Source organism: Polynucleobacter sp. UK-Kesae-W10, assembly GCF_018881575.1.
Lineage (GTDB): Bacteria > Pseudomonadota > Gammaproteobacteria > Burkholderiales > Burkholderiaceae > Polynucleobacter.
In genome coordinates, this window is sequence record NZ_JACVQB010000001.1 from 353,173 (window position 1) to 377,304 (window position 24,132).

General features: G+C 47.0%; 25 protein-coding genes. 8 read left to right on the forward strand and 17 right to left on the reverse strand.

What is annotated here, in order from left to right; translation table 11 throughout:
• Window positions 1-7 precede the first annotated feature (7 nt).
• Together ICN24_RS01955 and ICN24_RS01960 are read left to right on the forward strand one after the other, a co-directional pair.
• Window positions 8-685, forward strand: a complete 678-nt coding sequence (locus tag ICN24_RS01955; protein WP_216220978.1) for a hypothetical protein — start codon at window positions 8-10, stop codon at window positions 683-685.
• 5 nt (window positions 686-690) lie between these two features.
• A complete protein-coding gene (locus ICN24_RS01960; protein WP_216220979.1) occupies window positions 691-1,587 on the forward strand; it encodes a glycosyltransferase family 47 protein in 897 nt (298 codons plus the stop codon).
• Between the two features lie 2 nt (window positions 1,588-1,589).
• Here the strand turns inward: ICN24_RS01960 and ICN24_RS01965 are convergent, their stop codons facing one another.
• The gene (locus ICN24_RS01965) at window positions 1,590-2,936 is read right to left on the reverse strand and encodes an MFS transporter (RefSeq protein ID WP_216220980.1); all 1,347 of its coding nucleotides are present in this window, start codon (window positions 2,934-2,936) and stop codon (window positions 1,590-1,592) included.
• A 152-nt stretch (window positions 2,937-3,088) separates the two neighbouring features.
• On the opposite strand from ICN24_RS01965, the gene ICN24_RS01970 reads away from it, so the two are divergent.
• On the forward strand, window positions 3,089-3,673 hold the full coding sequence (locus ICN24_RS01970; RefSeq protein WP_216220981.1) for a phasin family protein: 585 nt from the start codon (window positions 3,089-3,091) through the stop codon (window positions 3,671-3,673).
• Window positions 3,674-3,741: 68 nt separating this feature from the next.
• Here ICN24_RS01970 and ICN24_RS01975 read toward each other — a convergent pair whose 3' ends face one another.
• From ICN24_RS01975 to ICN24_RS02015, 9 genes are all read right to left on the reverse strand, one after another.
• On the reverse strand, window positions 3,742-5,016 hold the full coding sequence (locus tag ICN24_RS01975) for a DNA recombination protein RmuC (RefSeq protein WP_216220982.1): 1,275 nt from the start codon (window positions 5,014-5,016) through the stop codon (window positions 3,742-3,744).
• A gap of 25 nt (window positions 5,017-5,041) precedes the next feature.
• A complete protein-coding gene (grxD, locus tag ICN24_RS01980; protein WP_216220984.1) occupies window positions 5,042-5,350 on the reverse strand; it encodes a Grx4 family monothiol glutaredoxin in 309 nt (102 codons plus the stop codon).
• Between the two features lie 90 nt (window positions 5,351-5,440).
• A complete protein-coding gene (prmC, locus tag ICN24_RS01985) occupies window positions 5,441-6,307 on the reverse strand; it encodes a peptide chain release factor N(5)-glutamine methyltransferase (protein ID WP_216220985.1) in 867 nt (288 codons plus the stop codon).
• 5 nt (window positions 6,308-6,312) lie between these two features.
• Window positions 6,313-7,392, reverse strand: coding sequence for a peptide chain release factor 1 (prfA, locus tag ICN24_RS01990; RefSeq protein WP_216220987.1), 1,080 nt, complete (start codon window positions 7,390-7,392; stop codon window positions 6,313-6,315).
• On the reverse strand, window positions 7,393-8,709 hold the full coding sequence (gene hemA, locus ICN24_RS01995; RefSeq protein WP_216220989.1) for a glutamyl-tRNA reductase: 1,317 nt from the start codon (window positions 8,707-8,709) through the stop codon (window positions 7,393-7,395).
• Between the two features lie 286 nt (window positions 8,710-8,995).
• On the reverse strand, window positions 8,996-9,769 hold the full coding sequence (locus tag ICN24_RS02000) for a uracil-DNA glycosylase (RefSeq protein WP_216220991.1): 774 nt from the start codon (window positions 9,767-9,769) through the stop codon (window positions 8,996-8,998).
• Between the two features lie 9 nt (window positions 9,770-9,778).
• Window positions 9,779-11,563: a M61 family metallopeptidase gene (locus tag ICN24_RS02005; protein WP_255532528.1), complete on the reverse strand. Its 1,785-nt coding sequence runs from the start codon at window positions 11,561-11,563 to the stop codon at window positions 9,779-9,781.
• A complete protein-coding gene (locus ICN24_RS02010; protein ID WP_216220993.1) occupies window positions 11,563-12,279 on the reverse strand; it encodes a DsbC family protein in 717 nt (238 codons plus the stop codon). The genes ICN24_RS02005 and ICN24_RS02010 overlap by 1 nt, the downstream gene beginning before the upstream one ends.
• Entirely contained in the window at window positions 12,272-13,546 is a 1,275-nt protein-coding gene (locus tag ICN24_RS02015) for an FAD-dependent monooxygenase (protein WP_216220995.1), read from the reverse strand. Before ICN24_RS02015 ends, ICN24_RS02010 begins: the two co-directional genes overlap by 8 nt.
• 40 nt (window positions 13,547-13,586) lie before the next feature.
• Here ICN24_RS02015 and ychF point away from each other — a divergent pair, with 40 nt between their 5' ends.
• A complete protein-coding gene (gene ychF / locus ICN24_RS02020) occupies window positions 13,587-14,681 on the forward strand; it encodes a redox-regulated ATPase YchF (RefSeq protein WP_216220997.1) in 1,095 nt (364 codons plus the stop codon).
• A gap of 75 nt (window positions 14,682-14,756) precedes the next feature.
• On the opposite strand, the gene ICN24_RS02025 is transcribed toward ychF, so the two are convergent.
• The gene (locus tag ICN24_RS02025; protein WP_216220998.1) at window positions 14,757-15,107 is read right to left on the reverse strand and encodes a hypothetical protein; all 351 of its coding nucleotides are present in this window, start codon (window positions 15,105-15,107) and stop codon (window positions 14,757-14,759) included.
• Window positions 15,108-15,223: 116 nt separating this feature from the next.
• On the opposite strand from ICN24_RS02025, the gene ICN24_RS02030 reads away from it, so the two are divergent.
• A complete protein-coding gene (locus ICN24_RS02030; RefSeq protein WP_216220999.1) occupies window positions 15,224-15,793 on the forward strand; it encodes a hypothetical protein in 570 nt (189 codons plus the stop codon).
• Here the strand turns inward: ICN24_RS02030 and trpC are convergent.
• From trpC to rpe, 5 genes are read right to left on the reverse strand one after another with little or no spacing between them, the layout of a single operon-like run.
• Window positions 15,774-16,577, reverse strand: a complete 804-nt coding sequence (gene trpC, locus ICN24_RS02035) for an indole-3-glycerol phosphate synthase TrpC (protein WP_216221000.1) — start codon at window positions 16,575-16,577, stop codon at window positions 15,774-15,776. The two genes, ICN24_RS02030 and trpC, sit on opposite strands and share 20 nt — an antisense overlap.
• Before the next feature lie 10 nt (window positions 16,578-16,587).
• Window positions 16,588-17,613 (reverse strand): anthranilate phosphoribosyltransferase, encoded by a 1,026-nt coding sequence (gene trpD / locus ICN24_RS02040; protein WP_216221001.1) that lies wholly within the window; start codon window positions 17,611-17,613, stop codon window positions 16,588-16,590.
• A gap of 20 nt (window positions 17,614-17,633) precedes the next feature.
• Complete coding sequence (locus ICN24_RS02045; RefSeq protein WP_216221002.1) at window positions 17,634-18,200, reverse strand: aminodeoxychorismate/anthranilate synthase component II; 567 nt, start codon at window positions 18,198-18,200, stop codon at window positions 17,634-17,636.
• Window positions 18,184-19,689: an anthranilate synthase component I gene (gene trpE / locus ICN24_RS02050; protein ID WP_216221004.1), complete on the reverse strand. Its 1,506-nt coding sequence runs from the start codon at window positions 19,687-19,689 to the stop codon at window positions 18,184-18,186. Before trpE ends, ICN24_RS02045 begins: the two co-directional genes overlap by 17 nt.
• A complete protein-coding gene (gene rpe, locus ICN24_RS02055; protein ID WP_216221005.1) occupies window positions 19,689-20,414 on the reverse strand; it encodes a ribulose-phosphate 3-epimerase in 726 nt (241 codons plus the stop codon). The genes trpE and rpe overlap by 1 nt, the downstream gene beginning before the upstream one ends.
• 49 nt (window positions 20,415-20,463) lie before the next feature.
• Between rpe and apaG the strand changes: the two genes are divergently transcribed.
• From apaG to ICN24_RS02070, 3 genes are all read left to right on the forward strand, one after another.
• A complete protein-coding gene (gene apaG, locus ICN24_RS02060) occupies window positions 20,464-20,838 on the forward strand; it encodes a Co2+/Mg2+ efflux protein ApaG (protein WP_216221006.1) in 375 nt (124 codons plus the stop codon).
• Between the two features lie 121 nt (window positions 20,839-20,959).
• Window positions 20,960-22,090 (forward strand): murein transglycosylase A, encoded by a 1,131-nt coding sequence (locus tag ICN24_RS02065; RefSeq protein WP_216221007.1) that lies wholly within the window; start codon window positions 20,960-20,962, stop codon window positions 22,088-22,090.
• Window positions 22,091-22,115: 25 nt separating this feature from the next.
• The gene (locus ICN24_RS02070; RefSeq protein WP_216221008.1) at window positions 22,116-22,892 is read left to right on the forward strand and encodes an enoyl-CoA hydratase; all 777 of its coding nucleotides are present in this window, start codon (window positions 22,116-22,118) and stop codon (window positions 22,890-22,892) included.
• 32 nt (window positions 22,893-22,924) lie between these two features.
• Here the strand turns inward: ICN24_RS02070 and ICN24_RS02075 are convergent, their stop codons facing one another.
• Window positions 22,925-24,121: a M20 aminoacylase family protein gene (locus ICN24_RS02075; RefSeq protein ID WP_216221009.1), complete on the reverse strand. Its 1,197-nt coding sequence runs from the start codon at window positions 24,119-24,121 to the stop codon at window positions 22,925-22,927.
• Window positions 24,122-24,132: the final 11 nt, after the last annotated feature.

Here is a 24,132-nt window from a genome sequence, read left to right on the forward strand (position 1 = left end):
GATGTCAATGTCTCGCGGAATCTTATCTATTTACTGGGGAGATGAGTCAAAGCTCCCAATAAATCGTTTAAAGGCATCGGTGAAAAAATTTCATCCAGATTTGCCGCATGAAATTATCAAGATTGATGCGCCCCATGGCGATATCTCTACCTTAAACCAAAAAGCAAAAATGCTCGATTTGTCGCCATTTGAAGAAACATTGTTTCTAGATATGGATACAGTAGTGTTAGGAAACCTAGATTTTGGATTTGAAAAAGCGAAGCAGTTTGGCTTGGCGCTTTCAATCTGTGAGGCACCTTGGGCCAAGAGATATAACCATCTTTTTACCGGCGATGAAGTGGAATACAACACAGGCGTCATCTTTTTCACGAAAAAGGCACAGGCAGTCTTTGATAAATGGAAAGAGTTGGCTGCAACAGTCGATTCATCGATCATTGGGGTCAATGAGAAGGGCGTGTACACCATGCCAGCTAATGATCAAGGCCCATTTGCGCTGGCAATTGATCAAACTGGATTTAACCCATTCGTTTTACCGCTAAATTGGAATTTTCGACCTGCATGGCAGCGCAGTTTTTTTGGCCCCATCAAAATTTGGCATGATTACGGTGAGCCTCCTGCATTATTTGAAGAGCTTAATACTTATTATTTGAATCCTGAGGCGCTGATTCAGTTCCACCATGGATAGCATTTATGAGTAAATATCAAATCATCAGCACCCCCGACTCTCTCAACGGCGCATTAGAGACTTGGTTTATACAAAATGATTTATTTGCTGGTGTGCCCTATGCCTTGGGATTTGATCCAAGCAAAGTAGAGGCCTCTACAGTCATTTATCTCGAATTGATTCAAATTAATTTGGATCTGATTCGGCACCTCAAGAGTTTGGAAAAAAAAGTGGTGCTGTATCACATGGGTGATGAACGTGCTGATAAAGAAATTTCCGCTTACTCAGAATGTGATTTAGTTATTCGCAATTATTTCTTTGACCATATTCTGGCAAAGACCGGCCCTGCAAAAAATATTATGTGGGCTCCTAATGGTTTTAGGACAGGTGTGGGCCCAAGGGCGGCTGACAAGCTGAAGAAAGCTTCAAGTCGCCAATCCTTGGCAGCCTTTCTGGGCTGGATCAATAATGCCGCGTCATTTAATCAGGAGCGCGTAGCGTTTGCTCAGGCAGCTAGCAATTGCGGCGAAAATTTATTTGTTCTTCCTTCTGGCGGATTTGCGGGCGGTTATAACGTTGGACTCTATTCCGCGATTATGGAAGATAGTATTTTTGCCCCTTGCCCGGCAGGCAATTCTCCAGAAACGATTCGACTGTATGACGCTTTAGAGACGGGCTCTATTCCAATTTCTCTGCGCCATGAGTTTTTGGTATCAACGGAGGCTTTGGGTTTAATTGGGCCGGTACCTTTTCCTATTCTGAATTCTTGGAATGAACTACCTGCATATTTGCAGTCTATGAGACAAAAGCTGACGTCTTCACCGCAAGAGTTAGATGATCTTCAGGCGCGTTGTATTGCTTGGTGGGTAGACTATAAAGCGGCTATACAAGAGAAGATTGCTTTACGCATCCAAAGTCTTTAGGTTTACTCGGTGAGATTGGTTTGGTGGGTTTCTGGCAAATACAGGAAGGCCACGATAGCGGCGCTTAATAAAAATAGCGTTGGATACCAAAGTCCGGCAAGATGATTGCCCCAGACTTGATTGAGCCAAGTCACTATAAATGGCAGCAGCCCGCCGATCCATCCGGCCGCTAAATTATGTGGCAGTGTTGCAGCACTATTGCGATTCTTTGCGGGAAAGAGCTCGGCCAGTAATGCGGTTTGAGGACCCACTACAAGCGCTAGCACAAAAGACAGCCATATCATCACCGCTCCCATGCCCAGTAAGGCGAAAGAGGTCAGCGTTTCCCTGTGCTGATTACCAAGATATGCCAGCAGCTCAAACGCGGGATAAATACAGATAGCACCCAAGATGATTCCGCCCACCACAATTGGTCTGCGACCAAGCCGATCAGAAAGCCAGCCTGCAAATATCGTTAAAGGAAAGAGACTGACTGTTGCACAGATACTGAGGCGATCCACTACAGATGGCTCGAGATGAATGGCAGTTTTTAAAAAAATCGCCGTGTATACCTGGATGCAAAAAAATAGAATTGCCCCGCTTGACGAGATGCAAAAGAATAAGAGAAACATCCTTTTCCGAATTTCTGGATCTTTAAAGTTATTGAGCAATTGCGATTGCGGTTTCTCAGTGTATTTACTGAGTTCTACAAATATGGGTGTCTCTTCTAGTGATTGGCGAACTTGAAATGCAATGAGCAGCAGTAATAGTGAAACCCAGAAAGGCACGCGCCATCCCCATGACTCAAACTCTGCGGGTGATAACCAATGTTGCAGTAAGGCAATTTGTAGTGTGGATACCAAGATACCTAGCGGACCCATGAGCTGCAAGAAACTGGTCTTAAAACCTCGAGACGACGCGCCGGCATGTTCGGTAAGGTAGACGGCACCACCACCAATTTCACCTCCGGCGGAGAGGCCTTGAGCGAGGCGAAGGCCAACCAAGAGGATGGGGGCCCAGATACCAATTTGGGCATAAGTCGGCAAAAAGCCCACGCTGACTGTTGCCAGGCCCATGAGAACGATGGTCATCATGAACACTGGCTTGCGACCTATGCGATCCCCTAAAGAGCCGAATAGGGCTGATCCAATCGGTCTCACCACCATTCCAACACCAAAGGTCGCTAGGCTGGCTAAAAGCCCTGCATTAGGGTCGCTAGAGGGGAAGAAAAGGGGTCCCAGTACAACAGCAAGGGTTGCAAAGGTGAGAAAGTCATACCACTCTAAAAAAGTACCAAAGCAGGCTGCAATGGCCACTCTTCGGTAAGAGTCACCACCTTTTTTATTCTCTAAATTATTGATTTTATTCAATTTTCTTAATAGTTTAATAAATTTGCTGCTTTGCAACAAAAAACTGCTTGATTTGTCATATTGCTTCAGTTACAGTGAATTTGTGCAGTGCAATAAATTGTTTATTGCGTACTGAAATGACTAGTTGTACCACTTAATTACTGGAGAAATACATGAACCAAGAACAAATCACCGCTAAATTGTCCCAAATTAATAGCAAGGGTCTCGAGGCTTCATTTTCCTTGAGTGAAGCTGCTCTAGAAAACGCCCAAAAATTGGCCGAGCTCAGCTACGCTGCATCTAAGGATGCATTGGTAAACACTCAGGATGGTATCCAGCAACTCTTGACCGCCAAAGATCCCCAGCAAGCCTCTGAATTGTTGAATGCAGAAGCATTCCAAGCAGCTGGCGCACAAGCTGCTGCATTTCAAAAGAAGGTTAGTAAAGTATTGCGTGATGGCAACAAAGAATTAGCTAACGTGGTGGATGCTGGCATCGACCAATTGCAAGATGGTTTTCAGGATTGGGTAAATACAGTCACTGCCAATGCACCAGCAGGCTCTGATGTGTTGTTATCTTCATTCAAAACTTTCTACGGAAGTGCGTTACAAGGTTTTGAGCAGTTCCGCGCTGCTAGCAAAGAAGCTGTAGCTAAAGCTGAAAAAACTACTGAACAAGCAATCGATGCGATTGCAGGTCAAGTTGCGCAAGCAAAGAAAGTCGCTATACCAGCGTCACGCACTCGTAAGTCTGCTTAATAGTCAATTGCAGCCAGTAGGATCGGCAATAAAAAACCCCGCTAGGCGGGGTTTTTTATTGGGCTGATTTATTCAGCATCTGAAGAAGATTCGATTAAGGGCGCGGAGAGATTTTTGCTGGGCTTCACCCCGAGTTCTCGAACCTTTTCGGCGGACCGAATGAGGTTGCCTTTGCCAGTCTTAAGTTTGTTGAAGGCATCGTGATAGCTCGTTTGTGCCTGGTCCAGGCGTTGCCCCAGCTTTTCAAGATCATCTACAAAGCCTACAAATTTGTCATAGAGATTGCCGCACTGTTTTGCAATCTCAAGCGCATTGCGATTTTGGTGATCTTGCCTCCATAAATGGGCAACGGTTCTGAGTGTTGCCATCAATGTGCTTGGGCAGACCAGTACGATATTTTTGGCCAGTGCCTCTTGGTATAAATTGGGCGCAGTTTTGAGTGCCAATAAAAACGCAGGCTCAATTGGCACAAACATCAGCACAAAGTCGACAGAGCCTACGCCATAGAGGGCGCTGTAGTTCTTGCTTGAGAGACCCTGGATATGCTGGCGCAAGGACCCAATATGTGCAGCTAATTCACGTTCGGCAATATCAGGATCCGTGGTCTCAGCATGCCTTGCATAGGCTGTAATGGAGACTTTGCTATCTACTACCAGGCTCCTGCCTTCGGGGAGTTTGATGACTACGTCTGGTTGTAAGCGTGAGCCATCGCTTTGGGTATGGCTATCTTGCACAACATACTCTTCGCCTTTGCGTAGGCCAGAGGATTCGAGAATGGACTCCAATACTAATTCACCCCAGTTACCCTGGACTTTGGAGTCACCTTTTAAAGCCTGAGTTAGGGAGCGTGTCTCGTCTGACATGCGCAAATTCAGGTTGGCCAGGCGTTCAATTTCACTCTTGAGTGCAAAGCGTTCGCGTGCTTCATTGCCATAAGAGGTGTTGACCTGCTCTTTAAACTCTGTGAGCTTAGTTTGCAGCGGTTTTAGTAAAGCATCTAGACTAGCTGCGTTTTGTTCTGTGAAGCGCTTGGACTTATCTTCCAGAATTTCATTTGCTAGATTTTTAAATTGACTGGTGAGCGCTTCCTTGGCCTCATTCAAGGATTCAATACGTCCAAGCCCTTGCTTGCGTTCTGCATCCAGCTCAGCCTCAAGTCGGATTGCATTCTGTAGGGCCAGATCTCGTTCCTTACGTAGACTTTCTGCCAGCGCAGTATCCGTTTGTCCTTGCTGCTCTAAACGGGCGATAGTGGATCGCAGGCTGAAGGTATAAACCAATAAGCCGGCACAAAGCCCTAGCAAAAGCCCAAAGAGCAGCAGGGAGCTGAGATCAAAAGTCACGAAGAATCTGGATGCTTTTACGTACTTAAGCTTTAACTAACTTTTGTAGTTCACCAGACTGGAACATCTCGCTCATGATGTCGGAGCCACCAATAAATTCACCATTAATGTAAAGCTGAGGAATAGTTGGCCAATTTGCATATTCTTTAATGCCTTGGCGAATATCTGCATCTTCGAGCACATTTACGGTATGTAGTTTTTCAACGCCACTAGCGCGCAAAATATTGATGGCGTTTCCTGAGAATCCACACTGAGGAAATTGAGCAGTGCCCTTCATAAATAAAACAACAGGATGGCTTGTAACGATTTCTTTAATTTGAGCTTGGGTATCCATAGATTCTTTCTAGAAAAGCAATAAAACGGTAATGATGATTCAAAAAATCTTCTGAGATAGATTTTAAGACTTTATGTAAAAAAATGGGTCTTAGCTTGAATTTCGGCCCGAAGCTACGCGAAAGTGGCCAGCTAGGTCCTGATGGGTTTGAATATCTGTCAGGCCAGCAGCATTCATGAGCTCTACGACTGCTGCAGACTGATCAAACCCATGCTCCACTGCAATCAATCCTGTTGATTTGAGGTATTTCGGGGCATTGCGCACAATTTCTTCTAAACAAGAAAGGCCATTGCTGTGGTCAGTCAGGGCAGAAATAGGCTCAAACCGGAGATCTCCTTCGGACAGATGGGGATCGCACTGTGCAATATAGGGTGGGTTGCTCAAGATAATGTCAAAACGTACCGGCTGTTGCAAAGCGGCATACCAGCTACCTTGAGAAAACTGCACGTGCGATTCGAGATGTAAGGCTTGTGCATTTGCTTTGGCAATATTCAGTGCATCTGCAGATTGGTCTGTAGCAAGAATATTTACATGTGGGGCATCGTAAGCAAGTGCTAGAGCAATCGCACCAGAACCGGTTCCAAGATCAAGTGCGGTAATCGAAGGATTTTCTCCTGGTAATTTCTTTAGGCGTGAAATTTCGCGCAGTCCAATTTCAACCAGTAGTTCAGTTTCGGGACGAGGGATTAAAACACCTGGGGCTACCTGAAGTTCAATATTATGAAAACCTCTTTTACCAATTAAGTAGGCAATCGGCTGGCCTTCGAGTCTTTTCGCTTCGAGTGCGCGCCATTCTTCAAGTGCATTGGAGCCCAGCTCCATATTATCCCGAGACAACACTGCGGAACGCGGTAATTGGTAATGTTTATCCAGCACAAAAGCCATTAGCATGCGGGCTTCGTTTGCAGGAAGCGCAGTGTCGCTCAATAAGGAGCGCAGGCTTAAGGCAGTAGTCATGAGGCTTAGTTATCGCCTAGGGCGGCTAGTAGCTCAGCTTGGTGTTCGGACGCTAGCGCATTACAAAGATCATCGATATCCCCATCCATCATTGCATCTATCTTGTAGAGCGTGAGATTGATGCGGTGGTCTGTAATGCGACCTTGTGGAAAGTTATAAGTCCGGATGCGGTCACTGCGATCGCCAGATCCAATGAGCGACTTTCGTGTCTGCGCTTCAAGTTGATGTTTTTCACGCTCTCGTGCATCCATAATGCGTGAAACGAGTACCTTCATGGCTTGCTCACGATTGCGATGTTGACTGCGATCATCCTGACATTCCACTACAGTGCCGGTAGGCAAATGGGTAATACGGACTGCCGAATCAGTTTTATTAATATGTTGTCCGCCTGCACCGGAGGCGCGGAAGGTATCAATCCGCAGTTCTGCAGGATTAATTTTGACCGCCTCAAGTTCATCTGCTTCGGGCATTACTGCAACAGTACAGGCAGAGGTATGAATGCGCCCTTGAGTCTCGGTTTGAGGAACGCGTTGTACGCGATGACCACCAGATTCAAATTTGAGGCGTGAATAAACCGATTGACCTACCAAGCGTAAGACCACTTCTTTGTAGCCACCTAAATCAGACTCTGCGGCACTAACAACTTCCACTTTCCAGCCTTGACGCTCTGCAAAGCGGGTATACATTCTGAGTAGATCGCCGGCAAATAGGGCGCTCTCGTCCCCGCCAGTCCCTGCCCGTATCTCTAGGAAGACGTTACGTTCGTCATTCTCATCCTTGGGTAATAGGAGCTTTTGTAGTGTGCCCTCTAGGGCCTCCATGGTGGCAAGCGCTTGCTTTTGCTCTTCATCTGCGAAGTCCTTCATTTCGGGATCTTTGCGCATTTCTTCGGCTGCCTGAGCATCTGCTTCCGCTTGCTTATAGAGCCCAAACTGTTCAACCACTGTCGCGATGTCGGAATGTTCACGCGTGAGTTTCCGATAGGCATCCATATCTTTGGTTGCCTCTTCTGAGGTTAAAAGGGAATTAAGTTCGGCTAAGCGCGTGTCTAGATGATCTAGCTTAGCCCGCATGCTGGGCTTCATCTAATGATCTTCTGGCTTGGTATGTGAGGCGAATAGTTTTGGCAAAAGCTTGATTAAAGCATCACGCTCAGCACCATTGGAATGTTGCAATGCATGTAAGGACCCATGCAGAAATTTATTGGTTAATCCCTGGGCCATGGCATTTAATACTTCTTGAGGATCATCGCCGCGCATTAAGCGCTTCATGGCGCGTTCGAGTTCAAGTTGTCTTAAACGCTCACCTTGTTGTTGAATATCTTGAATGATTGGAACGGCGTTGCGTCCTTGCATCCAATGCATAAAATTTCCAACACGATCTTCAATGATGGCCTCGGCCTGACTAACAGCAGCTTGACGTAAATTGGCGCCCGTTTGAATCATGACGCCTAAATCATCTACCGTATAGAGATAGACATCATCTAATCTAGAGATTTCTGGTTCGAAGTCGCGCGGCACCGCTAGATCAATCATCACCATCGGCTTATGACGGCGCTGCTTGAGGGCGCTCTCTACCATGCCAAGACCAATAATGGGCAATGAGGAGGCGGTGCTGGAGACGATGATGTCAAATTCATGCAGGCGTCCAGGAAGCTCGGATAACTTAAAGGATTCTGCCTGGACATCTTGTACCGAAATTGAGTCTGCAAGCTCCTGACCACGCTCAATAGTGCGGTTCGCAATCGCTACATTCTTAGGCTTACGGGCAACAAAATGCGTGGCGCATAAGGTAATCATTTCGCCGGCGCCGATAAACAAAATTTTCTGATCTGAAATTTTTTCGAAAATGCGTTCTGAAAGTCGCACCGATGCAGCCGCCATTGAAATAGAGTGCGCACCAATTTCAGTGGTGCCGCGCACTTCTTTTGCAACAGCAAAAGTTTTTTGAAACAGTTGATTGAGATAGGTGCCCAGAACGCCTGCATCATTTGCGGTACGCACGGCATCTTTCATTTGCCCTAAGATTTGGGTTTCACCGATAACCATTGAATCTAAACCGCAGGCAACTCTAAAAGCATGGCGCACTGCATCCGATTGCGGTAGTGAGTAGATGTGTGGTTGGAGGCTGCTAGGGGCTAGTTGTTGTGTTTTAGCCAACCAATCAAAGGTAGCCTCATGCAATATGCCAGCAGCATTAGCGTCGTTTGCTGCGCAATAGACTTCCGTGCGATTGCAGGTAGACAGGATGGTTGCTTCAGGCAGGCCGGATTGATTCGCTCCAAGCAAATGCTGGCGAAGATCGTGCAACGCTTCTTGAAGAAATTCAGGATCAAAGGCGACCTTTTCCCGAATGGCGACCGGCGCTGTGTGATGATTGATGCCGAGTGTCAACAACTTCATAATGGTGATTATAGATTTGATGACAGCACTAATGGGGGTAAGAATGGGGTTTTTAGCTTTTCTGCTAATTGGGGGTGGATCTGGGGCGTCAGCCTGGATGCTATATCCCGCCCGCCCCAAGGGCCCCAATAGCTGGGGCTTAGCAATGGCCATATTCCTTGGCTTCCTCGCCGCGGCAGCGAGCTCGTATTTAGGGCAATTTTCTGGCTTTTTTCAGTCTGGCCAAATGCTGGAGTGGATAAGTGCTGTTTTGGCCTCCTGCCTCGCTGGGTGTATTTACACCGCTTTAGTCAAATAGCTTTTTTTGTAGCGCTACCTCTGCAGTATTAGAGCGGGAGGACACCCATGCAATAGCGGGCTGCCCGCGGCTAGTGAGCCATTTATTGGTTTTGGTGAAGTGCCTGCAGCTATCACTGCCTCCCGGCAGCAAAAATGGCCGCTCGGTTTTATAGACTCCCAGTCCAGAAGGGTGTGAAGATTGCAGAATCAGCTGATCTTGCCCTGCTTCGATGAGCGGGAGTTTGGATTGTGCATGGCCTCCCCAAAGCATCCATACGAGTGATTTTTTTTCCCGAGCTAAACCAGAAATCAAAGAGTCAATCAGACTTTTCCATCCTAGGTTTGCATGGCTTCCTGCTTCACCCAGTTTGACGCTTAATGCCGTATTGAGTAGTAATACTCCCTGTTCAGCCCAGCTATGGAGATCGCCGTTGGATAGTGCCCCAAACCCTTCTAGTGCAAGAGCTTTGCTGATATTGCGTAGTGAACTTGGAAACTGTCGAGAACTGATAGAGATATTGTCAGGAATAGAAAATGCCAAACCCTGCGCCAGTCCGGGCGAGTGATAGGGGTCTTGACCAAGAATGACAACCTTGACTGAGCGAACAGGAGTTAGCGCTAGAGCCTTAAAGAAATTTTTTGGCTCCGGGGCAATTTCTGTAGAGTGCGTTAAAACTGTTTGAATATTTTTTTCTAAGACATTCCAGGCGGCTGATTCAAAGTAGCTGCCTAATAATTGACGCCAGTCTTGTGGAATGTCTTCTTGAGAAAAAGCGTCCATCAAAAAGTGTTAGCCATTGCTCGGACTAAGTTCGTATTGAGTAGGTAGCTGTGATGGCTCAAGGCGCAAAATGCGTTCATGCTCTAGATCATCGCGAAAGAAGCTGATTGCAATGGCTTGGCCCTCTGAAAGGCGTCCTAGGGTCTGGTCCCATAGCGCACTCGTAACCCGTTGTCCATTGATGCTGGCCAAAAGATCGCCAGGAGCCAGGCCTGCCGCTTGGGCTGCGCCACCATCAAGTACATGGCTTACTTTTAGCCAACCATGGGCGTCCACATGGCGCATACCCATTTGCAGCTTGGTTTTTTCTAACCCGCTAGCGCGCTTTGGTTTTACAGAGACCACTTTAGAGCCAATCCATTTTTGAATTGGAATATCTTCAGTTCCAAATAGGTAGCGTAATTTCATATCAGACCAAGTTTTGGCAAATTCGCCACCCATTAACTCGACTATCAAATCATCTAAACCATTCTCAGCAATGCCATTCATCGTCACGCCATGTTGATTCCAAATTAAGCGCATCAGATCGTCTAACGATTTTTTATTTTTAGAGAAGGCGCGAATTTGTAAATCGAGCCCCAAGGCTAGCAGCGCGCCCTTGCCGTAATAGCTGACAACAGCGTTGGGAGTGTTCTCATCAGCCTGGTAATACTTTGTCCAGGCATCAAAAGAGCTGTCTGCCAAACTTTGCTTTTGCCTGCCAGGACCGCGCAAAATAGCATTCCAATTATTGGCAACCAATTTGAGATAAGCGCCTAAATCAATGCGTTTGCTACGGAATAGTTGCAGGTCGTCGTAATAACTGGTGAATCCTTCAAATAGCCAAAGTAGTCGCGTGAGATTGCGATTTTGAAGGTCGTAGGGCTGAAATGCTTTTGGCAAAATCCGCTTGACCAGCCACGCATGAAAGTATTCGTGGCTACATAGCCCAAGAAATTCTCGATAAGCAGACTCTTCAAACAAAACCTGATTTTGTGGAATTTGATCGCGACGACAAAGTAAGGCGGTACTATCGCGATGTTCTAAGCCTCCATAACCATTTGAGACTGCATTGACTAGAAAAAGATAGTGTTGAAAAGGGGCGGACTTAGACTTTGGTTCAAATAAATTGATTGTGCTGGTACAGATAGCTTGTAAGTCATTGGCAAGGCGTGCAGCATCAATGGGGTGAATGCACCCTTGAATAGCCATGCTATGAGGCACCTCATTAGCGGTCCAGCGCACTATCTGAAACTCACCGATAGCGACCGGATGATCTAGTAAATCAGCATAATTTTGCGCCAGGTAAAAACCAAAGCCATTTGCATCAACTTTGACTTCTCGCAGCGTAGTTTGAACAGACCAATGTTGAGCAAAACCATCTTCTGGTTTAGCCAAGGCTAGTGAGCAGGGAATATCTTCTTGTCCCTTGACCGCTAAACACAAGCTGCTGGCGTTGAAGAATGCACGTTCAGTATCTAGGTAGGCAGCGCGTACTGAAGAGTCAAAGGCGTATACCGTTATTACGATAGCTACGGCACCTTCATGCTTTGGGAGGCGCCACTGATTGTTATCAATCCGCTCAAGCGTAAGTTTTTTCTTGGCGCCATCAGCAGTGCGAGCTTCAATGGATTCAATATGTTTTGAAAAATCTCGAATCAGATAACTTCCTGGAATCCAAGCAGGCATTTGCAGGATCTGGCCATTGGGGTCTGGATTAGCGATATGCAGTTTTACTTGGAAGCGATGGCCGTGGAGATCTTTTGGCCAAACGGTGTACTGGATTGCTGGAAGATCAGAGATATTCATAGTCATTACTTCAGAGAATTCAATTTCTTTTCAATATCAGTAATTTGAACCGCACCAGGGAAGCGACTGCCATCTGTAAAGAAGATGGTGGGGGTGCCGGTGATGCCATAGCTTTTGGCGGTAGTCAGATTTTTATCCAAAGGGTTGCTGCAGTCCGTTTTTCCGCTGGGACTTATACCGTTGACCATCCAATCAATATAAGCCTTATAGGGTTCTGGTGAGCACCAAATTTGTTTGGCTTTTTGTGCTGAATCAGGGGATAGGATGGGAATGAGATAGGTGTAGATTGTCACGTTATCCAGCTGCTGTAAGGATTTTTCAAGTCGCTTGCAGTAACCGCAATTAGGGTCGGAGAAGATCGCCAATTGACGGCTGCCATTACCGCGTACGTTCTTGATGGCGTTGGCTTGATTGAGGTCACTCCATTTAATGCGATTGAGATCAGATTGTCTTTGCTCGGTTATGTTTTTGCCTGTTGAAAGCTCAATGATTTCGCCTTGAATGAGATATTTTCCAGCGCTATCCGTATAAAAAATCTCGTTGCCAACCAATATCTCATATAGGCCGGCAACTGGTGCTGGAGAAACGCTGCGCACTTTTGCATTTGCCCCCAATTTTTTCTGAATATCATTCTTTAGTTGTTGCTCTGATTGGGAGTGTGCTAAGCCTGAAAAAATGAGGCCAGCACTCATCAGGAAAACGACAGATAAAAATTTAGTCAAAATGTATTTCTCCTAGAGCGCGTTCAATCAGGCGCTGTTTAATAAAGTGACTCTTATTTACTAGTCCTAAGCCCCAATTGCGCAACTGCTTTTCCGTGCTGCTATTGCCGGAAAATAATTTCTTTAATTTATCGGTAACCCACAGCAAAGCGCTAGTATCTCCTTGGCGTTGGCGTTCATAACGACGCAAGAGCTTTTGATCATTGAGGGTGCGGAAGGATTCACGCTTACCGATGATATTGAGTAATACAGAGACGTCACGCAGGCCTAAGTTCAGACCTTGCCCAGCTAAAGGATGCATGACATGTGCGGCATCTCCAATCAGTGCAACTTGGGGGTTTTCTGCGGGACCAATGAAGCGAGTGGCTCGAATTTTTCTGAGCGGAAAGGCGGCGGGAGTCGAGTTAAGCGTGAGTTCGCCCAGTTGTTTGGGGATAGCGCCATTGGCAATCGACATAAATCGATCTGACCATTGCGATGGCGTCAGAGACAGAAGCTCTGCTGCATGCTCTGGAGAGGTTGACCACACCATTGAGACTTGTTGATTGGGCAACGGCAACATGGCAACAATATCGCCACCCGGCAAGAACCACTGAAAAGCAGTCTCTAGATGTGGATAGGTGCAATGCCAATTTGCAACAACCGCATTTTGCTCATAGCTTTCTTCGCTGGCAGTAATGCCAATTGCAGAACGTATAGGTGAATTTGCTCCATCTGCTGCAATAACCAGTTGTGCATGAATCGAGAGACCGCTTTTTAAAAGCACGGTGCTTACCGTGTCACTTACTTCAATTTTTTCAACAACATCACTGAGTCGCTCAAGTTTGTTTTGAAAACGGGAGGCTTGATCAAGGGTGTGCTCAATTAAGTTAGATTCACCAATCCAAGCCAGTTGTGGTGTTCCTGCTTCAAATGCGGATAGATGTAGTTGGTCATGCTGTTCACCGCGATCGCCATAAATTCGCATATCTCGCACTACTTGTAGGCGACTATGGTCAAGGGCATCCCAAATTTGTAAATGGGCTAGTAATTTTTGGGTGCTTGGAGAAAAGGCGTAAATCCTTTGGCCCCACTGAGATCCTTGGGGTGTGGGGACTATAGCCCCTAATTCAGGGGCAATTTCCAGGGTTTGGAGGCCTAATTGGGCTAGGCCTAGTGCACAAGCCTTACCAGCAATGCCTCCGCCGATGACAAGGACATCCACCGAGCAGCTGTGGGCGGGTTTTGTGGGGTGCTGCGGTAAATGATTTTGGTGGGCTTCTGACATAACTCGATGATATCGAAACCTGCCCCTTTACAATATCGCTATGTCTTTGAAATGTGGCATCGTCGGCCTGCCTAACGTCGGCAAATCTACCCTCTTTAATGCGCTTACCAAAGCTGGAATCGCGGCGGAAAACTACCCTTTCTGCACGATCGAGCCAAATGTGGGCGTGGTTGAGGTTCCTGACCCTCGATTGGCGGCCTTGGCCGAGATCGTGAAGCCGGAGCGCATCCTGCCAGCAGCAGTTGAATTTGTTGATATTGCTGGTTTGGTCGCTGGTGCTTCCAAAGGGGAGGGCTTGGGAAATCAATTCTTGGCCAATATCCGAGAAACGGATGCCATTACGCATGTGGTGCGTTGCTTTGAGGATCCGAATGTGATTCACGTAGCAGGCAAGATTGATCCGATTGCTGATATTGGTGTGATCGATACAGAGTTAGCTCTTTCGGATTTAGCGACTGTAGAGAAAACACTCAATCGCTCAAGTAAGGCCGCTAAGTCTGGCAACGATAAAGAAGCTGCAGCTCTGGTAGCGGTGTTAACCAAAGTACAGGCGCACTTAGATTCGGCATTGCCGGTGCGTAGCTTAGATTTAAGCGATGATGAAAAACTCCTCATCAAGCCCTTATGTTTAATTACTGCTAAGCCTGCGATGTATGTTGCAAACGTGAAGGAAGATGGTTTTGAAAACAATCCACACCTTGATGCGGTAAAGCAGCATGCAGCCAAAGAAAAAGCCCCAGTAGTAGCGGTATGCGCAGCTATTGAGGCAGAAATCGCCGATTTAGATGAGGCTGATAAAACCGAGTTCTTAGCGGATCTAGGGATGGCCGAACCTGGTTTAGATCGCGTGATTCGTGCTGGCTATGCTTTGTTGGGCCTACACACCTACTTCACGGCCGGCGTTAAAGAAGTGCGCGCTTGGACGATTCACCAAGGTGATACTGCCCCTCAGGCCGCTGGTGTTATTCATACTGATTTTGAGCGTGGATTTATTCGTGCCCAAACCATTTCTTATGATGACTTCATTCAGTTTAAAGGCGAGTCAGGCGCTAAAGAAGCCGGCAAGATGAGAGCCGAGGGAAAAGAGTACGTCGTGAAAGATGGAGACGTCTTGAACTTCTTGTTTAATGTCTAAAGATATCTTCTTTTCGGTTCAAAATAAAAAAGCCCTCATTAAAGGGCTTTTTTATTATTCAAGCTGAGGTATTACTCAAGCGATTTTTGCTGCCTTCTCTAGGCACTTAGAAATCTCTTCATAGCGCTTAATGGCGAGCTTGGTTGGAAGCACTTGTTTTTTTCGTCCATCAATATTGCTCGCCATTTTGATGTAGCCCATGGCGCTTAGATTTTTGAGGCGTCCATGTAAAGTGGCTTGGGAGCCCAGTTCAGCCAGTGCAATTAAATCGCCAACCAAGACGGTTTGTCCTGCATCTGCACAAGTCACAATGCGGTTTAAAAGACTCTCTTCAATAGAGTCGAGTTTCTTACCGGGGTTAATTCGATCCAGTGCGTCGATCAAATTGAGAAACCGTAAATAGGGGGATTGCTTAGTGGTAGGCATATCTTTCATTATAGATATTGCGGCTTATTATTAGCCATAGGGCTAATGCTATTTTATTCTTCATCTCCCTATTGAGCAATTGATTGAGATCAAGCAATTCATCCATACTGTCAGTAATGTTAAAAATTTTCTCACTCACCCGTGAATGGACCGCAGGCTTTTTGATAAGTGCCATCGCTTATGGGGCCCTTTTTTATGTGAATTCCTGGCTAACAAGCAGCTTGGTTTTTGGTTTGGGCGTGAACTGGATTTATCTACCCGCTGGCCTGCGTTTGTTTTTAACGCTGATTTTTGGGCTACCTGGAGCCATGGGAATTGCTTTAGCCTCATTTTTGATTAGTTATTGCGGCGACTTTCCGCATGATCTTGCTATTTGCGTTGGCGTTGGTTTGATCTCGGGTTTTGCCCCTTACATAGCGAGAATCTTTGTGATCAGCAATGTGAAGCTCGAACCAGACCTGAGTAATTTGAATTTACCTAAATTAGTCATTTGTATTTTGGTCTACGCTCTCTTGAGCGCCGGGCTGCATCAATTTTGGTTCGCCACAAATGCCCTCGACGATACGGGCACCCTCAACCACTTTTTTGTGATGTTTCTCGGTGATGTTTTGGGATCACTCTTGCTCATCTGCGTCATCAAGTATGGACTTGATGTGCTCAAAAAGCTTAAGAAAACAGCGTGCTAAGGGCAATACCGGGATCTTCTGAGCGCATGAATGCCTCGCCTACCAAGAATGCATTGACCTGATGGTCGCGCATCAGCTGCACATCTGCGCGTCCCAGAATGCCTGACTCGGTAACCAAGGTTTTATCGTTGGGGACCGATGAGAGTAAGGATAGGGTCGTTTGTAGTGTGACCTCAAAAGTTTTGAGGTTGCGATTATTGATGCCCAGTAAGGGTGTCTTCAGCTCCAGCGCTTGATCAAGCTCAGCAGCGTTATGTACCTCTACCAATACATCTAAGCCTAATTCATGTGCGCAAGCTTCCAGATCTTGCATTTGCTTAAGTTCAAGGCAAGCAACGATTAGCAAAATCGCATCGGCACCGATGGCACGTGCTTCATAGACTTGATAGGGATCGATGGTGAAATCTTTACGCAACACGGGAATGTTGCAGGCTGCGCGAGCTTCTTGCAGATAGGCATTACTTCCCTGGAAGTACTCAACATCGGTGAGAACCGATAGGCAGGCTGCTCCGTGCTGCTCATAGGAGCGAGCAATTTCAGCGGGCATAAAGTGCTCGCGCAAGATGCCTTTGCTTGGGCTAGCTTTCTTGATTTCAGTGATGACGCCTGCCTTACCTGCTGCAATTTTTGTTTGAATCGAGCGAATAAAGCCGCGTGGCTTGAATAGAGTATCTCGATTATTTTGTTCTGCCAGTGCGCGTTGTTGCGCTAAAGAAACATGCTTTAGTTGATTTGCAACCTCAATTTTTTTAGTTGCAACAATTTTTTCGAGAATATCGCTCATGAATAGCCGCTTATTTTGATTGGGTAGCCGCAATAAAGGCATCTAATTTTTGACGCGCGGCACCAGAAGCAATAGCTTCCTTAGCCTTGGCGATTCCGGTGGCGATATCTGGGGTGATACCGGCTACATATAGAGTGGCACCAGCATTTAGGCAGACGATATCGCTGGCAGCGCCAGGTTTGCCATCGATGACATCTAAAACAATTTTTTTAGACTCATCAGCATTGGCAACTTTGAAGCTATTGGTAGGCGCTGTGCTCAATCCAAAATCCTGCGGATGAATTTCATATTCACGAACCAGTCCATCTTTGAGTTCTCCCACCAGAGTAGGACCCTCTAGGGAAATTTCATCGAGACCATCACGGCCATAAACCACTAGGGCGTGATCCATGCCGAGTGCTTGCAGAACGCGGGCCTGAATGCCAACAAGATCTGGGTGAAATACGCCCATCAAAATACGTTTTGCATCTGCAGGGTTTGTGAGTGGCCCCAGGATATTGAAAATAGTGCGTACGCCCAATTGTTTGCGAATAGGCACTACGTTCTTCATTGCGGGATGATGGTTAGGGGCAAACATAAATCCAGCGCCAACCGTTGAGATGCATTGGGCCACCTGATCAGCCGTGAGCGCTAGATTCACGCCGAGAGCCTCTAAAACATCTGCGCTACCAGATTTACTACTAACACTGCGATTGCCGTGCTTAGCAATTTTGGCTCCAGCCGCTGCTGCAACAAACATGGCAGCAGTAGAGATATTAAAAGTATGAGCGCCATCGCCGCCCGTACCAACGACATCTACTAGGTGCGAGCGATCTTGAACTTGAACTGAAGTGGCAAATTCACGCATTACTTGAGCTGCTGCCGCAATTTCGCCAACAGTTTCCTTCTTCGTACGTAGTGCTACCAAGAGTCCCGCAACCAGTTCAGGCGCCATCTCTCCACTCATGATCAAGCGCATCATGTCAGTCATTTCATCGTGGAAAAGTTCGCGGTGCTCAATGCAGCGTTGCAGTGCTTCTTGCGGGGTAATTGGCATGGTGCTTTGAAGAGAAAAAGTTATTTAATTTGTAAAAAATTCTTGAGAAGGGCGTGACCATGCTCGGACAAGATGGACTCTGGATGAAATTGAACGCCTTCTACGGCGAGTTCGCGGTGGCGTACACCCATGATTTCTCCATCAGAAGAGCTTGCAGTCACTTCCAGGACTGCTGGCAGGGAACTTCTCTCAATCGCCAGAGAGTGATAGCGGGTGACTTTAAAAGGATCTGGCAAATTTTTAAACACGCCAACGCCAGTATGGTGAATGCTATCGGTTTTGCCATGCATCACTTTTTGTGCACGAATCACTTTGCCGCCAAAAGCTTCGCCAATGGCTTGATGGCCAAGGCACACACCCAGAATAGGAATTTTTCCTGCGTATTGTTGAATGGTCTCGATAGAGATACCAGCTTCTGCGGGGCTACAGGGTCCGGGAGAAATGCAAATACGTGCAGGATTGAGTTTTGCAATCTCTGCCACCGTAATCTCATCATTACGAAATACTTTTACTTCTTCACCTAACTCCGCAAAATACTGCACAAGGTTATAGGTAAAAGAATCGTAGTTATCAATCATTAGGAGCATCAAGTCCTCCTTGTACTAAATCAGCAGCGGTTAGCACTGCACGTGCTTTGGCTTCAGTTTCTTTCCATTCGGCTGTTGGATCAGAGTCAGCTACAACGCCAGCACCAGCCTGGGAGTGCAGTAGTCCGTCACGGATGACCCCGGTACGAATAGCAATTGCTACATCCATGTCGCCAGAGAATGAAAGGTAGCCAACAGCGCCACCATAGACACCACGTTTCACAATCTCCATCTCGTCGATGATTTCCATTGCACGAATCTTGGGCGCACCAGACAATGTTCCGGCTGGGAAGGTGGCGCGAAGCACATCCATATTGCTCATATTGTCTAAAAGATCGCCTTCTACGGAGCTCACAATATGTTGAACATGCGAATATTTTTCAATCGACATTGAATCTGTGACTTTGACTGAGCCTGTTTTCGCAATTCGTCCTACATCGTTGCGTGCAAGATCTATCAGCATCACGTGCTCAGCAATTTCTTTCGGATCAGCTAAGAGCTCTTTCGCTAAGCGCTCATCCTCTTCAGGGTTTGCTCCGCGTGGCCGCGTACCTGCTAGCGGACGAATTGTCACAATCTTTTCTGCGCCACGTTTTTCTTGGCGTACCAAGATTTCCGGAGAAGATCCTACGATTTGCAGATCGCCAAAGTCATAGAAATACATATATGGCGATGGATTTAATGAGCGTAGGGCGCGGTAGAGGGCGAGGGGAGAATCAGTGAAGGGTTTGCTAATGCGTTGACCAATCACGACCTGCATGCAATCGCCGGCCAAAATGTATTCTTTGGTTTTGAGGACTGCATCTTCAAAATCAGCGGCTTTGAATTTCCGGATGAGCTCAGTCTTTGTACTGGCTAATGAAGGCGGCATGCTGATCTGTTGTCCAAGGCAAGCAAATAATTCTTTTAAGCGTACCTGGGCTTTTTCAAAGCCATCAGCAACACTAGGGTCCGCATAGACGATGAAATAAATTTTCCCAGCAACATTATCGATAACGGCTAACTCTTCTGTCAGCATGAGCTGAATATCAGGTACGCCCAATTCATCGGGTAGATGATGTTTTGCTAAACGCGCTTCGATATATCGGACGGTGTCATATCCAAAATAGCCCGCTAGACCGCCACAAAAACGGGGAAGGCCAGGTTGTACTGCAACCTTAAAGCGTTTGAAATAAGCATCGACAAAATCTAGTGGGTTATCCGTGTTGGTCTCTATTACTTTGCCATCGGTCAACACTTCGTTAACTGGATTGGAGGGGGTGCCAACAGTACGAATCACTGTTTTGGCGGGCAGGCCAATAAAGGAGAAGCGGCCGAAACGTTCGCCACCTAAGACAGACTCCAGAAGGTAGGTATTTTTTGTGCCGAATGCTTGACTCAGTTTGACGTAAAGAGATAGTGGTGTTTCTAAATCGGCTAATACCTCTTTTACAAGAGGGATGCGATTGAAACCTTGTTTTGCTAAAGCATTAAATTCTTCGCGTTGCATTAGGCGGTTCCTAGCTTTCCTAATTCAGTGCGCATGGAGTTAATCACGTCAGCATAATTTTCTTTGCCGAAAATAGCAGAGCCCGCAACGAAGGTGTCTGCTCCAGCTTGTGCAACTTGTGCAATGTTATCGACTTTGATGCCGCCATCTACCTCTAAACGAATTTGCCGTCCTGTCTCTGTTTGATGGCGATCAAGGCGCGCACGCACTTGTGCAATCTTGTGGAGAGTGCTTGGAATGAATGATTGACCGCCAAAGCCTGGGTTTACTGACATGAGTAATACTAGGTCCAGCAATTCCAGGGTGTGATCTAAGTGATCTAGTGGAGTGGCGGGATTGAGCACTAGTCCAGCTTGACATCCTTGGTCGCGGATTAAATTCAAGGTGCGATTGACATGCGGGCTTGCCTCCGGATGAAAGCTAATCAAATTAGCACCAGCTTTTGCAAAATCTGGCACGATGCGATCGACGGGCTCAATCATGAGGTGTACATCGATGATTGCAGGTTTGCCGTCTTTATTTGCATAAGGACGAATAGCCTCACAAACCAGGGGGCCAATTGTGAGGTTCGGAACGTAATGGTTATCCATCACATCGAAATGAATCCAATCTGCTCCGGCAACCAGTACGTCCTGTACTTCCTTGCCCAAACAGGCGAAGTCAGCCGACAAAATGGAGGGGGCAATCAGAAATTGGCGGTTTGATGGTGTTTTTTGGCTTTCCATCCCTAGATTCTAGCTTGCAGTTGGCCTTGGGATGGAGCAGAATTCGACCATGAATCCCCACGAAATCAGCATTACTGTCAAGACCCAGTACCTTCCGGACCAATCTGACCCAGATAATCGCCAATTTGCCTTCGCTTATACGGTCACCATACGCAATACTGGGTCGGCCAGTATTCAGCTGATTGCCCGCCATTGGTTCATTACGGACGGTGATAACGATGTTCAGGAGGTCCGAGGTCTGGGGGTAGTTGGGCAGCAGCCCTTATTGCGCTCCGGAGAGCAATTTGAGTACACCAGTTGGGCTACGCTCCCTACGCCAGCCGGAACGATGCGTGGCGAGTATTTCTGTGTCACAGAGGATGCACAGTTTTTTCAGGCCCCGATTCCAGAATTTGCGCTGGTCATGCCTCGAACACTGCATTAAGCGCTAGGCTTATTTTTTACCCTTACCGGTCCAAAGCACAATAAATAATAAGAGGCCTAGGGCAATAGCGCCCTCAACGACAAACAGTAGCATTGGGTATTCATCGAGTAAATTGGCAATCATGATTTCTAAATTTAAATTATCTGTATTAAGTGTATTCGCTATTTTGCTGGCCAGTTTGATTGTCGGATGTTCAACTCCACCTACTCGTGGATCTGGATATCGCTCTAGTGGGTCTGGTGCAGCCCCTGCAAATTACAGTTCGTCAATTGCAAGCTTTAATGCAGTTGCTTGGCAAGCGCTGCCAGGCTGGCAGGAGGATGATTTATCCCAAGCTTGGCCTGCTTGGCTCAAAAGTTGTGATGCTTTGCGAAGACGCTCTAGCGAAGTCAATTGGCGCCAAGCCTGTTCTCAGGTTGCAGGTGTCTCAGGGCGTGACACACAGGCGATCCGGCGATACTTTGAAAGTAACTTTCAGGCGTATGAGATTCGCAATAACTCTGGTAGCGAGACTGGCTTAATTACGGGCTACTACGAGCCTGTGATGAATGGCTCGCAAACACGCACCAGCACCTTTACTGTGCCACTATACGGCTACCCAAATGCCTGGAAAAAATCGCGGCCTAATCCCGGCCCCACTCGCGCTGAACTCATGAGTTCGGGAGTACTGCAAGGTTCAGAAATTGCCTGGGTGCAAGATCCCGTGGCAGCTGCATTTATGCAAATTCAGGGCTCAGGAAAAATTCGTCTTCAAGATGGCAGAGTCTTGCGTTTAGGTTTTGCTGGAACGAATGAGCAACCTTTTAAATCTTTTGCTCAGTGGCTATTGGATCGTAAAGAAATTACTCGCAGTGAAGCAACGATGCAGGGAATTTCACAATGGGCTAAGCGCAATCCGGATCGCGTGAATGAAATGCTCAACGCTAATCCACGCTTTGTTTTCTTTAAAGAATTGCCAAGTAATGTCGAGGCGGATTTAGGCCCTACAGGTGCTCTAGGTGTGCCTCTGACGGGGGAGCGTAGTATTGCGATTGATTTGCAAGCAATGCCTCTGGGCGCTCCAGTATTTTTAGCAACTACGAAACCGCTCAGCAGTCAGCCTTTACAGAAGCTAGTGATGGCGCAAGATACTGGCAAAGCCATTGTCGGGGGCGTACGAGCCGATTACTATTGGGGTTCAGGCGAGGCAGCTGGAGAAATGGCCGGCCGTATGAAACAAAATGGCAAGATGTGGTTATTGCTACCGCGTTAATGAATGACACACTGGAAAGAAAAGCATGAGCTACAAAACAATTCTGACTGAAGTTGAAGGCAAGGTTGCCACCATCACTTTGAATCGCCCCGAAGTGCTCAATGCGCTCAATGATCAATTGATGGATGAGCTTGGAGCAGCCTTACTTGGGTTTGATGCAGATGATCATGTTGGTTGCATTATTGTGACTGGTAGCGAAAAAGCATTTGCTGCTGGTGCTGATATTGCATCTATGGCTAAGTATGGTTTGAAAGATGTATATCGCGGTGATTTCATTTCTCGCAACTGGGAGCATATGAAAAGCGTACGCAAACCGGTGATTGCCGCTGTATCTGGCTATGCTCTTGGTGGTGGGTGTGAGCTGGCGATGATGTGCGACACGATCATGGCAGCAGATAATGCCAAGTTTGCTCAACCAGAAATTAAGCTTGGCATTATTCCTGGGGCTGGTGGTACGCAGCGTTTGCCACGTGCTGTATCTAAAGCCAAAGCCATGGATCTCGCCTTAACAGGTCGCATGATGGATGCAGCTGAGGCTGAACGCGCTGGCCTAGTAGCACGCATTTTCCCCAAAGCGGATTTTCTCAAAGAAGTCAAAGCGATTGCAAAAGAAATTGCAGATATGCCTTTATTGACAACCATGATGGTGAAGGAAGCAGTCAATACAGCCTACGAAACCACGCTCTCAGAAGGTATTCACTTTGAGCGCCGTTTATTCCACGCATGCTTTGGAACTAATGATCAAAAAGAAGGCATGGCTGCATTTATGGAAAAGCGGCCTGCTAAATTTACTAACTCTTAAGCAGGGCGGGCCTTTATAGGCCCGGTAAAGTCTTAGTTTTTTTCTAGGTAGCGTTGAGCGAGTTTGACCCAATAGCTCACACCTACCGGAATCAAGGCGTCATTGAAGTCGTACGATGGGTTGTGCAAATGGCATGGCCCCATGCCGTGCCCTACTGAGCGATGATCGCCATCGCCATTGCCTAAAAAGACATAGCAGCCGGGTTTTTCAAGCAACATAAATGCAAAGTCTTCTGCGCCCATCGTAGGGTCAATCGCGGTATCTACATTTTTTTCGCCAACCAATTCGCTCATGACTGCGCTAGCAAATTCAACTTCACTTTCATGATTAATCAGTGGCGGGTAGTTTCTGGAGAACTGAATCTCTGCTTGGCAATCAAATGCAGCTGCAACACTACGCGCAATATCACGCAAGCGTTGTTCAATTAAATCCAAGACCTCAAGCGTGAAAGTGCGTACGGTGCCGCCAATAAAGGCGCTATCGGGTATGACATTGCTAGTTTCACCAGCATGAAATTGCGTGACTGACAGCACTGCGGCATCGACGGGTCGTTTATTGCGGGTAATGATGCTTTGCAAAGCTAGAACTACCTGAGCGCCTGCAAATACTGGATCAGCACTATTGTGTGGCAAGGCTGCATGGCCTCCTCTGCCGGTGATCTTGATTTCAAAAGCATTGCTTGAGGCCATCATAGGGCCTGCAGTAACACCAAAGCTGCCTTGCGCTAAGCCAGGCCAGTTATGAAGTCCAAATACCGCATCACAAGGAAATTGCTCGAAAAGACCATCTTTGATCATTTCTCGAGCACCTGCACCACCTTCTTCAGCAGGTTGAAAAATGAATATCACGGTTCCTTTAAAGTCGCGATGATTAGATAAGTATTGCGCTGCGCCCAGTAACATTGCAGTGTGGCCATCATGACCACAGGCGTGCATCTTTCCGGGGTTGCGTGAGGCATGCTCAAAGTTGTTGTGCTCTTGCAGTGGGAGTGCGTCCATATCGGCACGTAGACCAATCATTTTCCCAGGGCCTAAGTCACCCTCGAGTTTGCCAACTACTCCGGTTTTGCCCATGCCGCGATAAACCGAAATTCCCCAGCTTGAAAGTGCTTCTGCAACAAGATCAGCCGTTCGATTTTCTTCAAAACGCAACTCGGGGTGCGCATGAATATTGCGTCGGATATCTTGTATCTCTTTGGCGGATTCAGTGATTTCGGGGAGTAAATGCATCCCTTCATCTT

Bases quoted from the DNA above. Each gene is read 5' to 3' on its own strand.
- ICN24_RS01955 (WP_216220978.1), top strand. From the start codon at position 8: ATGTCTCGCGGAATCTTATCTATTTACTGGGGAGATGAGTCAAAGCTC.
- ICN24_RS01960 (WP_216220979.1), top strand. From the start codon at position 691: ATGAGTAAATATCAAATCATCAGCACCCCCGACTCTCTCAACGGCGCA.
- ICN24_RS01970 (WP_216220981.1), top strand. From the start codon at position 3,089: ATGAACCAAGAACAAATCACCGCTAAATTGTCCCAAATTAATAGCAAG.
- grxD (WP_216220984.1), bottom strand. From the start codon at position 5,350: ATGGATACCCAAGCTCAAATTAAAGAAATCGTTACAAGCCATCCTGTT.
- prmC (WP_216220985.1), bottom strand. From the start codon at position 6,307: ATGACTACTGCCTTAAGCCTGCGCTCCTTATTGAGCGACACTGCGCTT.
- prfA (WP_216220987.1), bottom strand. From the start codon at position 7,392: ATGAAGCCCAGCATGCGGGCTAAGCTAGATCATCTAGACACGCGCTTA.
- hemA (WP_216220989.1), bottom strand. From the start codon at position 8,709: ATGAAGTTGTTGACACTCGGCATCAATCATCACACAGCGCCGGTCGCC.
- ICN24_RS02000 (WP_216220991.1), bottom strand. From the start codon at position 9,769: ATGGACGCTTTTTCTCAAGAAGACATTCCACAAGACTGGCGTCAATTA.
- ICN24_RS02005 (WP_255532528.1), bottom strand. From the start codon at position 11,563: ATGACTATGAATATCTCTGATCTTCCAGCAATCCAGTACACCGTTTGG.
- ICN24_RS02015 (WP_216220995.1), bottom strand. From the start codon at position 13,546: ATGTCAGAAGCCCACCAAAATCATTTACCGCAGCACCCCACAAAACCC.
- ychF (WP_216220997.1), top strand. From the start codon at position 13,587: ATGTCTTTGAAATGTGGCATCGTCGGCCTGCCTAACGTCGGCAAATCT.
- ICN24_RS02025 (WP_216220998.1), bottom strand. From the start codon at position 15,107: ATGCCTACCACTAAGCAATCCCCCTATTTACGGTTTCTCAATTTGATC.
- ICN24_RS02030 (WP_216220999.1), top strand. From the start codon at position 15,224: ATGTTAAAAATTTTCTCACTCACCCGTGAATGGACCGCAGGCTTTTTG.
- trpC (WP_216221000.1), bottom strand. From the start codon at position 16,577: ATGAGCGATATTCTCGAAAAAATTGTTGCAACTAAAAAAATTGAGGTT.
- trpD (WP_216221001.1), bottom strand. From the start codon at position 17,613: ATGCCAATTACCCCGCAAGAAGCACTGCAACGCTGCATTGAGCACCGC.
- ICN24_RS02045 (WP_216221002.1), bottom strand. From the start codon at position 18,200: ATGCTCCTAATGATTGATAACTACGATTCTTTTACCTATAACCTTGTG.
- trpE (WP_216221004.1), bottom strand. From the start codon at position 19,689: ATGCAACGCGAAGAATTTAATGCTTTAGCAAAACAAGGTTTCAATCGC.
- rpe (WP_216221005.1), bottom strand. From the start codon at position 20,414: ATGGAAAGCCAAAAAACACCATCAAACCGCCAATTTCTGATTGCCCCC.
- apaG (WP_216221006.1), top strand. From the start codon at position 20,464: ATGAATCCCCACGAAATCAGCATTACTGTCAAGACCCAGTACCTTCCG.
- ICN24_RS02065 (WP_216221007.1), top strand. From the start codon at position 20,960: ATGATTTCTAAATTTAAATTATCTGTATTAAGTGTATTCGCTATTTTG.
- ICN24_RS02070 (WP_216221008.1), top strand. From the start codon at position 22,116: ATGAGCTACAAAACAATTCTGACTGAAGTTGAAGGCAAGGTTGCCACC.
- ICN24_RS02075 (WP_216221009.1), bottom strand. From the start codon at position 24,121: ATGCATTTACTCCCCGAAATCACTGAATCCGCCAAAGAGATACAAGAT.